Below are 14,838 nucleotides of genomic sequence, written 5' to 3' on the forward strand. Positions count from 1 at the left end.
TTCCCTATCGACAAGGAGCACGATGAACCCCCTCAGTACAGCCTCGGCGGCGGTGAGCACATCGCTGCTGGAGGACTTTTCCCTGGAGATGACAGGCAAGGACGTCCCGAAGCTCGAGGAGGCCCGGGACTCCATCCCGCAGGGCACCCGCATCAACGTCACCTTTCTCGGCAACGAGAACCTCGCCATGCGCCTGGAGGCGTCCCGGGCGGTGAAACGCCTCGGCTTCGTGCCGGTACCGCACATCTCCGCCCGCCGGCTCGGTTCGCAGGCCGAGTTCGAGGAGTTCCTCGCCGGACTCCGGGCCGACGGCACCTGCGCCAACGTCTTCACCGTCGGCGGCGACCCCACCCGCCCCGAGGGCCCCTACGAGGACTCGCTCGCGCTGATCGAGACGGGACTGCTGCGGGAGTACGGCGTCCGGCACGTCAGTATCAGCGGCTACCCGGAGGGCCACCCGGACATCGCCGGGGACGCGCTGTGGTCCGCGCTGCGCGAGAAGAGCGCGTCCATCGCCGAGCAGGAACTCGACGGCAGCGTCATCACCCAGTTCGGCTTCGACGTGGATCCCGTCCTGGCCTGGCTGGAGAAGGTCCGCGCGGAGGGCATCACCCTCCCCGTCCGGATCGGCGTCCCCGGCCCGGCCGGCGTACGGCGCCTGATGTCCTACGCCACCCGGTTCGGCGTCGGCACCAGCGCCTCCATCGCCAAGAAGTACGGCCTGTCCATCACCAACCTGATGGGCACCGCAGGTCCGGACAAGTTCCTGCGCGCGCTCGCCGACGGCCACGACCCGGCCCGCCACGGAGACATAAAGATCCATTTCTACACCTTCGGCGGCCTGCGGGCCACGTCCGAGTGGATCGCCCAGTTCAGGAAGGACAACCTCGTATGACCGTCACGCAGGCCGCCCCCACCGCCACCGCCCGGAAGACCGGGGGAGCGGGGCACCAGGCGTCGCTGATCGTCCAGGGCGCCGACGCCACCGGCATCGTCGCGGCCGTGACCTCGGTGCTCGGCCGGCACGGCGCCAACATCGTCTCCCTCGACCAGTACTCGGACAACCCGCAGGGCGGCGCCTTCTTCCAGCGCACGGTGTTCGGACTGGACGGTCTGCGGGCCGAACTGCCGGGCCTGCGCGCCGACTTCGACAAGGAGTTGGTGAAGCCGTACGGCCTCAGCTACACGCTGCGCGACATGTCGGTGCCGAAGCGGGTGGCGATCTTCGCCTCCAAGTCCGACCACTGCCTGCTCGACCTGCTCTGGCGCCATCGCCAGGGTCAACTCCCGGTCAGCATCGCCATGGTGATCTCCAATCACCCGGACACGGCGGAGGAGGTGCGGTCGTTCGGCATCCCCTTCTTCCACGTCCCGTCCATGGGAGCGGACAAGTCGGCCGCCGAAGCGGAGCACCTGCGGCTGCTCAAGGACAACGTCGACTTCGTCGTCCTCGCCCGCTACATGCAGATCCTCTCCGGCGACTTCATCGAGCGCGTCGGCGTGCCCATCATCAACATCCACCACTCCTTCCTGCCCGCCTTCATCGGCGCCGGCCCCTACGCCAAGGCCAAGGAACGCGGCGTGAAGCTGGTCGGTGCCACCGCCCACTACGTCACCGAGGACCTCGACGAGGGCCCGATCATCGAGCAGGACGTGGTGCGCGTCAGCCACGCCCACACCGCCGGCGACCTCACCCGGCGCGGCGCCGACGTGGAACGCGCGGTCCTCTCCCGCGCGGTGCTGTGGCACGCCGAGGACCGGGTCATCCGCAACGGCAAGCACACCATCGTCTTCGCCTGAACCCCCTCTCGTCCCACGTGCCCCGACCGGGACCCAGGTCGGCCTCGTGGCCGACGGTCCTGTCGAGCGCCGGGTCACCCGGGGCGGCGGACGCGGCGAGTCCCCGCGTCGCGCGCGATTCGGCTCCCGGTCCTCACCGCCGCCCCGGCCCCGGTGCCGTACAGCGGCGGTCGGTCGTCCGAGACCTCGGTACACGGTCCTCTTCACCGGGTGAAGCGTTCACCAGCAGAAAGCGGTTCGCCATCATGACAACCACCATCGACGGGGCCCGGATCGCCCGTGACATCCGGGCCCGGGTCGCCGAACGGGTCGCCGTGGCCGCGGCCTCGGGACGGGTGCCCGGGCTGGCGACCGTCCTGGTCGGCGACGACCCGGCCAGCGCCGTCTACGTCGCCGCCAAACGCCGCGCCATCCGCGAGGCCGGCATGCGCGACTTCCACCGGCACCTCTCCCGGCACGCTTCCGGGGACGAAGTCGCCGCGGTCATCGACGAGTTGGCGGCCGACCCGGAGGTCTCCGGCATCCTCCTCCAACTGCCCCTGCCCGCCCATCTCGACGCCGCGACCCTGATCGACCGGATCCCCGCGGCCAAGGACGTCGACGGTCTGACCACGGCCAGCGCCGGCCGACTGGCGCGCGGGGAACGGGGGTTGCGCCCCTGCACCCCGAGCGGTGTCATCGAACTCCTCGACGCCGAAGGCATCGAGCTCAGGGGCGCGTGCGTCGCCGTCGTCGGCTGGGGCGAACTCGTCGGCCGCCCCCTGGCCCAGTTGCTGCTGCGGCGTGGCGCCACCGTCACGGTCGCCCACGAGTTCACCGCCGACCTCGCCGCCGTCACCCGCCCCGCCGACATCGTCGTCGTCGCCACCGGAGTACGGGGTCTCGTCGGACCCGAGCACGTCAAGCCCGGCGCGACCGTGATCGACGTCGGCATCCACCGCACGCCCGAGGGCCTGACCGGTGACGTCCGCGTCGCCGAACTCGACGGCATCGCCAGCCGTATCACGCCCGTACCGGGCGGGGTCGGTCCGATGACCATCGCCATGCTGATGGTCAACACGCTCCGGGCGGCCGAGTGGAACGCCGTGCCCAAGACCGTACCCGCATAAGCGAGTCGGGCGGTCGGCGCCCAGGGTGATGCCGCGTACCCGCGCTGTTCGTCCGCGCTCAGGAAAGGTGCCGGACATGATGCAACTCCCGCCGCTGGCCCGGCTCGGCGACCGGGTGGCGACCGGCCTGATCGACGTCACCCATGACCCCGCCGCGCTCGACTCCGAGGGTTTCTGGGCCGTCGTGGCCGACTTCGAAGGGCGTCTGACCTGCGCCCGCTTCCGGGACGTACGACCCGCCGCGCAGCACCCCGTCCGAGGTGCCCGATGGGACGGGCCCGCGCCCGGGATGTGGGCCACGTCGCTGGATCGCGACACCTACATGGAGGGCGTGCGGCGTATCCGTGAGCACATCGCGCGCGGGGAGGTGTACCAGGCCAACCTCTGCCGCGTACTGTCGGCGCCCCTGGCGGCGGATGCCGACATCGAGGCGCTGGCCGACCGGTTGGCGGCGCGCCACCGCGCGCCGTACGCGGGTCTGATCAGACTGCCGAGCCTCGGAGTCGAGGTGGCCACGGCTTCCCCCGAGCTCTTCCTGCGCCGGGAGGGACGCCTGATCGAGTCGGGCCCCATCAAGGGCACCGGGCGCACCGAGGCGGATCTGCTGGAGAAGGACCACGCCGAGAACGTGATGATCGTCGACCTGGTCCGCAACGACCTCGGGCGCGTGTGCGCCACCGGCAGCGTCACCGTGCCGGACCTGTGCGCGGTGGAACGCCATCCCGGCCTCGTCCACCTGGTCTCCACGGTGCGCGGAGAACTGCGGGACGGAGCAGGATGGCCCGAGCTGCTGGCGGCCACCTTCCCGCCAGGATCCGTCACGGGCGCCCCGAAGGAGAGCGCCCTCGGCATCATTTCCGCCCTGGAGACCGCGCCGCGCGGGCCGTACTGCGGCGGCATCGGCTGGGTCGACGCCGATCGCGGCACCGGCGAACTGGCCGTAGGCATCCGCACGTTCTGGATCGACCGGGCCCGGCAGCGTCTCAACTTCGGCGCCGGAGCGGGCATCACCTGGGGCTCGGACCCCGAACGGGAGTGGCAGGAAACCGAGTTGAAGGCGGAGCGGCTGCTGACCATCGCGTCCAACGGTTCGCCCTACGACGCGAAGCCACACCAACGGCTCGTCGCCCGCCCCGGCGTCTGAGTACCCGCCGGCCGCGGTGCCTGAGGCCCCGCTCACCCCGGCGCTCGAGCCCCCGGCCGCTGTGGCGCTTGAGCCCTACCTGCTGCCGAGCCCGAGCCCTCGCCTGCCCCGGCACCTGCCCCCGGCCGCCACGGCTCCCAGCCCCTGGCCGCTACGGTGCCTTGGGCCCCGCCCGCCCCGGCCCCCGAGGGCCGGCCCGCCACATCGGGCCCCGGGGCGGTGTTCCGCCGTCAGCCCCAGACCAGCCGTGCCGTCTCGGCGACGAGTTCCAGCTTGCGGCGCTGGTCGTCGACGGTCAGCAGATTGCCCTGACTTGTCGAGGCGAACCCGCACTGCGGACTGAGGGCGAGCTGCTCCAGAGGCAGATACTGCGAGGCCTCGTCGATGCGCCGCCGCAGTGTGTCCACCGACTCCAGCTCCGCCACCTTGGACGACACCAGCCCGAGGACGACGGTCTTGGCGGGCGGCACGAAGCGCAGCGGCTCGAACCCACCGGAACGCTCCGTGTCGTACTCCAGGAGGAAGCGGTCGACCTCGACCTCGCCGAACACCCGCTCGGCGATGGGCTCGTAGCCGCCCTCGGCGGACCAGGCGCTGCGCATGTTGCCCCGGCAGAAGTGCATGGCCACGGTCATGCCGGGGCGCCTCGAACGGGCGGAACGGATCAGGCCGTTGTCCGTGTCGATGATGTGGGAGAGATGCCCCTCCAGGTCCGTCACCCGGCGCATCCGCGCGGCCTCGGGATCGATGTTGGCCCAGTAGGCCAGCGAGTCGAGCTGCAGCCAGGAGACCCCGGTGTCGATCAGTTCGGCGATGTCCTGCCGGTAGATGTCCGCCAGCGCGGCCACCGCGTCCCGCCGGGTCGGATAGACGCCGTCCGAGATGCCCGGCCGCCAGAAACCCGCCACCATCGTCGGACTGGCCATGGTGATCTTGTACGGCCCCGGTGCGTTCCCGGACAGCCAGCGCGCCTCCGCGAGGGACAGCGGCGTCCGTCGGTACAGAGGCGCCGCGATGGCCACCGGCGCGACGTCGCCGTCGAGTTCGGCGCCGTCACTGTCACGGATCCAGCGAGGCCGGGCCGACGACTCCTCGGCGGGCGCCAGCCCGCCGACCGTCTCCACCACCGAGGCCATGAAGTCGTCCCGGCGCACCTCGCCGTCGGTGAAGACCTGTATCCCGGCGTCCTGTTGCAGTTTCACCGCGGCGGTCGCCGCCTGGTCCTCCAGCTCCGACAGCTCCTTGTCGGAGAGTGCGCCGCGCTTGCGTTCGGCGCGCGCCGCCAGCAGTTCCTCGGGGCGCAGCAGGCTTCCCACATGTTCGGCTCGGATCGTCGTCGTCGGCATCGGCCGTCCCTTCATGCCTGACACTCGGGCGACCGTACTGTACGGTCCAGTACGCTTCGAGGGCAAGACATGTGCCGGGTACGGCGGGCTCCACCGGGAAAGGTCAGACCGGGTCGACGGAGACGCCGTGCAGGAAGACCCGTACCGCCTCGTTGATGGACGCATGGACATCGGCGTCGGTCAGCTTGACCGGCGCATCCGTCAGCAGTCGCATCTGGGCGTGGCCGAGCATGGCCTGGTAGAGCTGTTCCGCGGCTCGCACCGGGTCCTCGACCTTGATCAGCCCGTCGTCGCAGGCCTGCTGCAGACAGTGCCCGAGCACCGCGTGGCCCGCGTTCGGCCCGTGCTCGGCGAAGACCTCGCCGAGCCCGGGAATGCGTACGGCCTCCGAGGTGACCAGGCGGTGCAGGGCGATGGCCTCGGGTGTGAGGACGACACCGGCGAGGTGTTCACCGAGCGCGACCAGGGTCTCCGTGAGGTTCTCGCTGCCCGGCGTGAACGTGTGCAGCGGCTGGGACCACTCGTCGCACAGCGCCTCCACGGATGCGCGGAACAGGGCGCTCTTGTCGGCGAAATAGCGGTAGAGGGTCGCCTTGGAGCCGCCCACCGCCGTCAGGACGTCCTCCATGGAGACACCGGCGTAGCCGCGAGCGATGAACAGCTCACCCGCAGCCCGCGTGATGAGTTGTCGCCGGTCGGTCGCTGTCATCCTCACACCGGCCATGTTAGGTGGCTGCCTGCTGGTTTCGGCGAGCCGGTCATGGACCGCGGCGGCGCAGCAAGGTCGAGATGGTGACCGCTGCCACCAGGACACCTCCGTAGAAGACCGAGGAGACCCAGGCTTCCAGGCCCAGGAGTTGGAGCCCGAGGATGCCGGTCGCCAGGAAGTAGATACCGATGAAGGTGCCGACCGGGTTGAAGCGTCCGGGCAGGACGATCGCGGTGCCGAGGAAGACTGAGGCGAAGACCGGCAGCAGCAGGGTGTCGGAGGTGGTGGGGTTGTAGCCGCCCAGGGCCGCGACGGAGATGACCGCGCCGACACCGCACAGGGCGCCGGAGGCGACGAAGGAGCCGAAGCGGATCCGGTTGACGCGGATGCCGGAGAGCCGGCTGACTTCCCTGTTGGCTCCGACGAAGCGGATGTGGCGGCCCAGTGGTGTGAACGCCAGCAGATAGGCGAAGCCAGCTACCAGCACCACGCCGTAGTAGAACGAGATCGGCAGCCCGCCCACGGAATACAACGCGATCTTGCCGAACCCGGTCGGCAGACCGCTGACCGTGTTGAGGTGCGACAGCCACAGGGCGATGCCGCCCAGGAAGGTGCCCATCCCCAGGGTCACCACGATGGTGTTCACCCCGACCACGACGACGAGCAGGCCGTTGACCACGCCGACCACGATCGCGCCCAGGACGGCGACGAACGCCGCCGGCCACACTCCCCATCCGTGCTCGACGACCAGAACGGGCAGGATCGTGGCGGAGAACCCGAAGACCGCGGGGACCGACAGGTCCACGAACTCCCCGACACAGACGGTGCACAGCAGGGCCATGGTGAGGAACACCAGGGCTTGTTGGGAGCCGAAGATGGTTTGGAAGGTCCCCTTGGTCAGGAACACTCCCGGCTCCGCGGCGGCATACACCGCGATCATGGCCACCCAGATGCCGATCACCGAGTAACGCGAGGCGAAATGCCCGGCAAGGGCGGAGGCCGATGTCCGTTTCCCGGTCGGTGCCGCCTTCGGTGCGACAGGGGGTGTGTCGGTGTCCTGCTGGCTGGTGACGTCCATCAGTCGCCCTGCCCCTTTTCTTGAGGTTTTGTGTCGTCGTCGAAGACCGCCTGGACGATCGCGTCCTGTTCCAGTTCGCCGCTCAGATCCTTGGCGACCCGGCCGTCGCGGAACACCAGCACCCGGTCGCACAGCACGGCGAGGTCGACGGGGTCGATCGAGGCGAGGACGATTCCGCAGCCGTCCCGTGCGGCCTCCCGGATCGCGTCGATGATGTCGTGGCGGGCGCCGACGTCGACGGCCTGCGTCGGTTCGTGCAGCACCAGCAGGTTCGGTGCGCCGGCCAGCCACTTGCCCAGCAGGACCTTCTGCTGGTTGCCGCCGCTCAGTGTGTGGACCGGCGCTTGTGGGTGGGGCGGCCGGATGTCGAGTTTCGCGATCATCGCGGCGGTCTCCTCGGCCTGCCATGCGGAGCCGGTCCGCAGCCGGCCGCCGCGGCCGCGCACGCGCGGGAGTGTCAGGTTGTCGGCCACCGAGAGTTCGCCGGCCACCCCTGCCTCCAGGCGGCGCTCGGGTACGAACGCCACCCCCGCGTCCACGAACTCTTCGGTGCAGCCACGTTTCCGGTCCAGCGCGAGGTCGCGCCCGTGGACCGACAGCGTGCCGGCGTCGGCCGGGCGTGCGCCCGCCAGCGCCTCGGCCGCCTCGACGAAGCCCGAGCCGATCAGCCCGGTCAGTCCGAGGATCTCGCCGCGCCGGACGTCGAGGTCGAGCCCGGTCACCGGCCCGACCGCGAGACCCCGCGCCGAGGCGACGACCTCGTCCTTGACCTGGCTCCCGACCCGTCCGTGGGTGACGAGGTGACGTCCGAGCATCATGCGGGTGAGCGAGACCTCGTCCACCTCGCTCGTGGGCAGGCCTGCCTCGACCACAGCGCCGTCGCGCAGCACGGTGACCCGGTCGGCCGCTTCGACGACCTCTTCCAACTGGTGTGAGATCAGCAGGACCGAGGTGCCCTCGTCCACGAGCGACCGGACCAGCTCGAAGAAACGGGCCCGAGCCGACCTGCCCAGCGCCCGGGTCGACTCGTCGAAGACGATGAGCCCACCCCCCGGGCGGTGGTCCTGCACCGCCCGGGCGATGGCGACCACGGCCCGGTCCTCCGCCGAGAGCTGCCCGACCTGACGGCCGACCTCCAGGGGGCGGTCCAGCCGGGCCAGGACCCGCTCGGTCGCCCGCTGCTCCTCACGGCGGTTGATCCGCCGTGAGAGCCGACCTGCCCGGTAGTGCCCCAGCCGCACGTTCTCCCACACCGTCAGGTCGTCCACCAGTCCGCTGTTCTGGTGGACGACCGAGACTCCCGCCTCGCGCTGCTGCATCGGGCGGACCGGCAGCGCCAACTGCCGTCCGTCCACCGCGATGGATGCTCCCGGATCGGGCGCGTACACGCCCGTGAGGATCTTGACGAGGGTGGACTTCCCACACCCGTTCTGGCCGACCAGTCCATGCAGTTCTCCGGGGGCGATCCGCAGATGGACCTCGCGAAGCGCCCGGGTCGAGCCGAACGCCTTGGACAGCTCGGCCACTTCCAGACGAGGGCGCGGTGCCGTGTCCGGCGGGTCGGTCCGCGAGCCGGTGCTCACGGTGTGCGCCTCATTTGTCACCCGATGCCCCAGAGCTTGGCGAAGTCCGCCTGGAAGGAACCGTCGCCGAACCACTCACCCGAGGCCTGGGCCGCGGCCGTCACCTTGATGCTGTCGATGTTCTGCTTGGTGAACAGCCGTATGGGCTGGGCCTCGTCGATGGGCCCGGACTTGGTCATCATGCGCAGGAGTTCGTCGGTCACGCCGTAGCCCATGTAGAGCTGGTCCGCGGCTACGACGGCCTTGACCGAACCGCTCTTGATCAGGCCCAGTCCGTTCACCGTACCGGCCGCTGTGGACACGGAGATGCGCGAAGAACGCCCCGACTGCTGGACGCCCTGGAGGGTGGGCTGGAGGCTGTCCTCGAACTCGGTGTAGTAGTAGTCGGCATTCGGGTTGCTCAGGACGTTGGAACTCGCCTTCGAGGCCAGCAGGGCCGGCGTCGAGGCGGTGATCTGCTTGACCGTGACCTTGCAGCCGGGGCAGTACTTCTTGTAGATCGGCAGCGAGTCGGCCACCATCTTGATCGCTGTGGGGCTGTCGGCGTTCTGCGCGATGATCAGATTGGCCTTGCCCTTCGAGTCGGCGATGATCCACCAGGCCATCGCGGTGGGCTGAGAACTCGCACCCGGCACATAGCTCACCTGGTTGCTGTTCTTGACCCCGGTCGGGGGGTTCTGGTCCGCGATGACGATCGGGATGCCCTTGGCCTTGGCTGCGTCGAGGGCGTTCTGCGCCATGCCGTAAGGGATCGCGTCCAGGATGATCCCGACCGCGTCCGCGGTGATCGCCTGCTGGACGCAGGAGGCGATCGCGGTCGGCTGGGCCTTGCCGTCGCACACCTGCTGCGAGAGGCCGGCCTCGGAGAGCGCCTGCTTCGTCGACCCGGCCGTGGCGACGAAGGCGGGCACCTGCTGGACGATCGGGATGTAAAAGACCTTGCGGCCCTTGAACTTGTCCACGCCCGGCACACTCGCGGTGGGGACGGGGTAGGTCTTGGCGGCGGCCTGCAGGGCCGCCACGTTCTTCTCGGCCGTGGCAAGCCCCGATGCGGAACTGTCCTTGCCCGATGTGGTGGAGCCGGAACCGGAATTGGAGCCGGAGCTGCCGCATCCTGCCAGCACCGCCGACGCGGCGAGCACAGCCGTGCACGAGGCCAGCCACCCTTTTCTGATAAGCGTCATTGCTTATGCCTCCATGGCCAAGCGTCCGTACTGCCTTGAGCGGACGCTGGTGGTGTCTGGAACCGCCCACCGTCACTGCGCGGGCGGAGAAGATACGAGAGGAGCAGCGGGTTCGGGCCCTGGTCCGCGGCTTGCGCCGCGGCGGCACCTCACACGTGAGCCAGATCGGGAAGCGGGCCGTGGCTTGGTGCGGCCGCCGAGGTGTCCTAGTCCACGTACCGCTCGTTGATCACAAAGACCGCGAACTGATTCGGATCGCGCGGTCGTCCGGTAGTCGAAGATTCCCGGCTCGGAGCCACGATGACGCCGAGCCCTTCGACGGCTCATTCCTCCGCGTCCGAACCGAGTGCTGCGCAGCGATCACGATCTGCATCGTCAATCCCTGCCTGCCGCAAAGGCCCAGTTCGCGGACCAATTCCCGTCAATGGCCGAAAGTGTGTGCATGTCGGCAGGCACGCGGAAGCGCATCGGCAACAAGTTAAGTTTGCGAGTCGCGCACGGGCCGCGGACTCCCCAGGGGCTTGTGGCGAGGCTGCCGGGGAGTCCGAAGCACCGTCCGCGCGTGCGTAAGCCGGAAGCCGGTTGTTCGTTGGTTGCCGCGGATGTGATCCGACTCGTTCCTGGGCGAGTTCCCTTGGTCCGCCTCGCGCCCCGTGGGCCGGCCTCAGTCGAAGCCCGCAGCTCAGGCCTCGCGGTCACGAGTGGGTTCTGTTACGATCACTAGATCGATATAGTGATGGTAGGCGTGTTGGCCGATGTGACCCCGACGGTCTTCCGCTCTGTCATCGTGCGCCGTCCAGGTTCGCCGCCTGCGAGATGGCTCCGCCCAACTGCATCGCCCCATGTTCGACGCGGCCCGGAGGGACACCGGTGCCGTGGACGACCGGAGGACCGCCATGGACCGTCTGCTTCTCATGCGTTGTTTCGTCATCGTTGCCGATCTCGGCAGTTTCAGCGGCGCGGCCAAAGCGCTGGGGTCGTCGGGATCACTCGTGTCACGGCATGTCGCCGAGCTGGAGCGGCAGGTCGGCGTCCGGCTGGTCAACCGCACGGCCCGCTCGGTGAGCCTGACCGAACCGGGCCTGCGGTACGCCGAGTTCGCCTCCCGCATCATCAAGGAGATCGAGGCCGAGGACTCCAACATCGCGGATCTGCACGACCGGGCGGAGGGCGTGCTCAGCATCATCTGCCCGAAGTGGATCGGGAGCCTGGACCTCGGGGACGCCATCGCCGCGTTCTCCGCCGTGCACCCGAAGATCCAGATCCGGTTCGAGCTGGGAGGCGTGTCCGACCGGACGTACGACTTCCTGGACGGCGGTTTCGACCTGGCGTTCCACACCCGGGACCTCCGGGACTCCAACGTCCGGCTGAAGAAGATCGCCTCGCTGCCCTTCGTCCTGTGCGCGTCGAAGACGTACGTCGACGAACACGGACCCCTGACGCATCCCAACGACCTGGCCGGCCGCGACTGCCTGGTGCACGTCAATGACCCGGTCTGGCGCATCGGGCACGGCCCTGCCTCCACGCTGCACAAGATCCGCAACGTGGCCTTCTCGTCCAACTCCTACATCGCACTCCAGAAGGCCGCCGTGCACGGCCGAGGCATCGCCCTCCTGCCGCAACGGTCCGCCTACGACGACCTCGTATCCGGGGCACTGCAGGTCCAGCTGCCCCACCTGGCGGCACCCGACCGGCCGCTCTACGCGATCCACGGGCCCGGGCCCGGTACCCAGCGCAAGATCACCGTCTTCCTGGACTTCCTCGCGCAGTGGTTCGCTGAGAACCCGATCCCGACGTTCGGCTTCTGATTTCTACGGATGCATGCTCGGCGTGAAACCTTATGGTTCGCCCAGGGAATTCATAATTTGTACTGAACGATGGACAGTTGTGCTCCGTGTGGCCACTGTGGCAAGGCCAAACGAGCCGCCAAGGAGCTGTCCTCATGTGCGAACCCCTGGATGAACCGACGTCCCGCCGAACGATGCTGGGCGCGATGGCGGCGTCCGCCGCTGCCGCCGTCGCCGTACCACTGCTCGGCGCCGAACCGGCCGCGGCGGCGACGAACACCGGATCCGCGCCCTCCGGAACGGGCCTGTCCCTGACGCTACTTGGCACCAACGGCGGGCCGCCGCCCCTGGCCACCCGGTACGGCATCTCGTCGGCGCTGACGGTGAACGGCAGAACGTATGTCGTCGACTGCGGACGCGGAGCGGTGACCCAGTATCTGCGCGCCGGACTGTCGATGCCCTCGCTGGCCGGGATCTTCCTGACCCACCTGCACGCGGACCACGTCGTCGACTACTACTCGTTCCCGCTGCTGTCGGCGGGCGCCTCGGGCGCGCAGGGCTTCCAGAGTCCGATCGAGGTCTACGGCCCTGGCTCCGCCGGTGTCGCGTCGACCGTCGCCGGGGCTCCTGGGACCGTGCCGGGCACTGTCGAGATGACGAGGCTGGCGGGTCAGGCGTACGCGGCATCGCCGACCTTCTTCATGACCGAGCACGCCGGCATCGACCCGGCGACCATGCTCACCGTCCACGACGTGCTGCCGCCGTCGGGCGTCGGCGCCTCGGCGACGAACTCCGCGCCGGCCATGGCGCCGTTCACCGTCATGGAGAACGACGACGTGAAGGTCACCGCCGTCCTGGTCCCGCACGGCGCGGTGTTCCCCGCCTACGCCTACCGCTTCGACACGGACCACGGCAGCATCGTGTTCTCCGGCGACACGGCGCCGACCCCCAACATCGTCACGCTCGCGGCACACGCGGACGTCCTGGTGCACGAGGCCCTCTACCCGGCGGGGCTCGCGAGCCTGGGCCTGTCCCAGGCGCTGATCGACCACATCACCTCGACCCACACGGACGTGGCCCAACTCGGCCGGATCGCCGCCGAGTCGGACGCGGGAACGCTGGTCGCCACCCACCTCGGCCCGGGCCAGCAGACCGTGGTCTCCGACGCGACCTGGCGACGGCTGCTCCGCGACAGCGCCCGGCGGGCGGACTTCGGCGGGTCGATGGTGCTGGGCACCGACCTGCTGCGTCTGCCGGTACGACGGCGCGGGCCCCGCCGGTCCTGACCGGTCCGGCACCGCGCAGAAGTTCCGCATTGCTTGCGCCGCGCGACTGATCACCGGTGCGTCACGACTCTCGCCTCGCCCCGAAACGCCTGTTACCGTCCGGCCTAATCGATTTAGCGCTGGGGTGTCGCTCCGGACGACACCCTGGACGACGGCCACTCGACGGAGAGTGAAATGGATCTTCTCTCACAACAGCGCAGTACCTACGAAGCGGTCCTCCGGCTGAACGACGCACCGTTCGTCACCGAGCGGCCGGCGATGTTCAGCCCGGCCGCCGCGGCCCAGGACGAGGGCAACAGCCGGGGTACCTTCGGCCGCTTCGCGCAGATCCTGCTTCCCGAGGAGTACTCGGACTGGGTCGAGGAGGGCGCCGCCCACGTCGGCTCGTGCTACGTCGGCGACTGGACCTCACTGCACAAGGTCAAGGTGCACGGCCCGCAGGCACTCGCGTTCCTGAGCCGGCTGGGGATGCGGGACCTGTCCCGTTTCGAGACCGGGCAGATCAAGCACCATGTGCAGCTCGACGAGAACGGCTGGGTCGCGTCCGAGGGATTGCTGTGCCGGCTCGGCCCCGAGGAGTTCGTCTACACCGCGGGGAGTTGCGACTGGCTGTTGTGGCAGCTGGGCCAGGGTGGTTGGGATGCGGCGGCGACCGACATCAGTCCCGACGTGTTCATCTTCGGCGTGCAGGGGCCGGCATCCCTTGCGGCTCTGGAGAAGCTGACGGGGGACGATCTGCGCGACATCGGCTTCAGTCGCACCAGGATGTCGCGGGTCGGCGGGGTCCCGGTGCGAGTCCTGCGCACCGGGATCTCGGGTGAGCTCGGATACGAGCTGCACGGGCCGGCCGAGCACGCCAACGAGATCTGGGCGGCGGTCGTGGCGAGCGGGCAGGACGTTGGCATCCGTCAACTCGGCTTCCGTGCCCAGCCTGTTCAGCACATCGAGGCGGGTATCGCGACCAACGGTCTCGACTACCTGCCGGCGTCGATCCTCACACCGGGTGCGCCGAGACAGTTCCGCAAGGGCACGCCCAGCGGCAGCTTCGTCCCGACGGGCGGGGTGACTGACTACTTCCGCAAGCCGGGCGAACTGGGCTGGGGGTTCCGCAAGGGTGTCCCCGACCGGGATTTCATCGGCCGGGACGCACTCGTCAGGGACGCCGAAAGTGGCGTACCCGCACGGCAGTTGGTCGGTCTGCGCTGGAACGAGCAGGACGTTGCCGGCATCCTCACCTCGCTCCTGAGCGAGGCCGAACTGCCCGACCAGATGGAGAACCCCCGCTCCCGCGGTCCCCACTTCGACCAGGTACTGGTGTCCGGCGACCAGGTGGGCGTGGCCACGGGCCGGACCGTGAGCCCGACCCTGCGGGCGATGATCTCCCTGTGCGTACTCGACCCCGCACACACGGCACCCGGCACGGAGGTCGCCGTCCTGTGGGGCCGACCGGGCACCCCGCAGCGCGAGATCCGGGCGACAGTCACCACGCTGCCATTCAAGCCGGACAACCGGCGCACCGACGTCAACGCACTGTGACCGCCCCACCTCGGTCTACGATCTCCGCCGTCCCTCTCCATCACTCGCACGGACCGGTCAAGGCGGCGCTGTGCGGCGGGAGTTGGCGGCGCACATCAGATTGAGCCGCGCGTTGACGTGACGTGTGGTCACAGCGGTGAGCCCAAGAAGAGACCAGCGATGATCTTGAAGCTCAAGTGCCCCGCTTACCTATGGCAGCGGACAGTGGCCCCCGGCGCTTTGACCGAGAGCTGCCATGGTGTCGCGCACATGTAGCGGCTTCGGGCCAGTCGAGGC

Annotated in this window: 12 protein-coding genes; 7 read left to right on the forward strand and 5 right to left on the reverse strand. The window is 69.4% G+C overall.

Going from position 1 to position 14,838, the window contains the following annotated elements; all coding sequences use genetic code 11:
• Positions 1 to 22: 22 nt before the first annotated feature.
• The 4 genes from OG226_RS44505 to OG226_RS44520 all read left to right on the forward strand — a co-directional run bounded on the left by OG226_RS44505 (position 23) and on the right by OG226_RS44520 (position 4,053).
• Positions 23 to 895: a methylenetetrahydrofolate reductase gene (locus OG226_RS44505; protein WP_329352307.1), complete on the forward strand. Its 873-nt coding sequence runs from the start codon at positions 23 to 25 to the stop codon at positions 893 to 895.
• A complete protein-coding gene (gene purU / locus OG226_RS44510; protein WP_329352308.1) occupies positions 892 to 1,800 on the forward strand; it encodes a formyltetrahydrofolate deformylase in 909 nt (302 codons plus the stop codon). Before OG226_RS44505 ends, purU begins: the two co-directional genes overlap by 4 nt.
• 245 nt (positions 1,801 to 2,045) lie before the next feature.
• Positions 2,046 to 2,909: a bifunctional 5,10-methylenetetrahydrofolate dehydrogenase/5,10-methenyltetrahydrofolate cyclohydrolase gene (locus OG226_RS44515; RefSeq protein ID WP_329352309.1), complete on the forward strand. Its 864-nt coding sequence runs from the start codon at positions 2,046 to 2,048 to the stop codon at positions 2,907 to 2,909.
• 76 nt (positions 2,910 to 2,985) lie between these two features.
• Positions 2,986 to 4,053: a chorismate-binding protein gene (locus OG226_RS44520; protein WP_329352310.1), complete on the forward strand. Its 1,068-nt coding sequence runs from the start codon at positions 2,986 to 2,988 to the stop codon at positions 4,051 to 4,053.
• 230 nt (positions 4,054 to 4,283) lie between these two features.
• Here OG226_RS44520 and OG226_RS44525 read toward each other — a convergent pair whose 3' ends face one another.
• From OG226_RS44525 to OG226_RS44545, 5 genes are all read right to left on the reverse strand, one after another.
• On the reverse strand, positions 4,284 to 5,399 hold the full coding sequence (locus tag OG226_RS44525) for a cobalamin-independent methionine synthase II family protein (protein WP_329352311.1): 1,116 nt from the start codon (positions 5,397 to 5,399) through the stop codon (positions 4,284 to 4,286).
• 103 nt (positions 5,400 to 5,502) lie between these two features.
• A complete protein-coding gene (locus OG226_RS44530; RefSeq protein ID WP_329353702.1) occupies positions 5,503 to 6,108 on the reverse strand; it encodes a TetR/AcrR family transcriptional regulator in 606 nt (201 codons plus the stop codon).
• Between the two features lie 49 nt (positions 6,109 to 6,157).
• A complete protein-coding gene (locus OG226_RS44535; RefSeq protein ID WP_329352312.1) occupies positions 6,158 to 7,186 on the reverse strand; it encodes an ABC transporter permease in 1,029 nt (342 codons plus the stop codon).
• The gene (locus OG226_RS44540) at positions 7,186 to 8,769 is read right to left on the reverse strand and encodes a sugar ABC transporter ATP-binding protein (RefSeq protein WP_329352313.1); all 1,584 of its coding nucleotides are present in this window, start codon (positions 8,767 to 8,769) and stop codon (positions 7,186 to 7,188) included. Before OG226_RS44540 ends, OG226_RS44535 begins: the two co-directional genes overlap by 1 nt.
• 17 nt (positions 8,770 to 8,786) lie before the next feature.
• Positions 8,787 to 9,953, reverse strand: a complete 1,167-nt coding sequence (locus OG226_RS44545; RefSeq protein WP_329352314.1) for a sugar ABC transporter substrate-binding protein — start codon at positions 9,951 to 9,953, stop codon at positions 8,787 to 8,789.
• A gap of 896 nt (positions 9,954 to 10,849) precedes the next feature.
• Between OG226_RS44545 and OG226_RS44550 the strand changes: the two genes are divergently transcribed.
• The 3 genes from OG226_RS44550 (at position 10,850) to OG226_RS44560 (ending at position 14,562) form a co-directional block, all read left to right on the forward strand.
• A complete protein-coding gene (locus OG226_RS44550; protein ID WP_329352315.1) occupies positions 10,850 to 11,761 on the forward strand; it encodes a LysR family transcriptional regulator in 912 nt (303 codons plus the stop codon).
• Between the two features lie 134 nt (positions 11,762 to 11,895).
• Positions 11,896 to 13,026 carry an MBL fold metallo-hydrolase gene (locus OG226_RS44555; protein ID WP_329352316.1) on the forward strand — a complete coding sequence of 377 codons (1,131 nt, stop codon included), beginning with the start codon at positions 11,896 to 11,898 and terminating at the stop codon, positions 13,024 to 13,026.
• A gap of 174 nt (positions 13,027 to 13,200) precedes the next feature.
• Positions 13,201 to 14,562, forward strand: a complete 1,362-nt coding sequence (locus OG226_RS44560) for a glycine cleavage T C-terminal barrel domain-containing protein (RefSeq protein ID WP_329352317.1) — start codon at positions 13,201 to 13,203, stop codon at positions 14,560 to 14,562.
• Positions 14,563 to 14,838 lie beyond the last annotated feature (276 nt).

The organism is Streptomyces sp. NBC_01261 (assembly GCF_036226385.1).
Classification (GTDB): domain Bacteria; phylum Actinomycetota; class Actinomycetes; order Streptomycetales; family Streptomycetaceae; genus Streptomyces.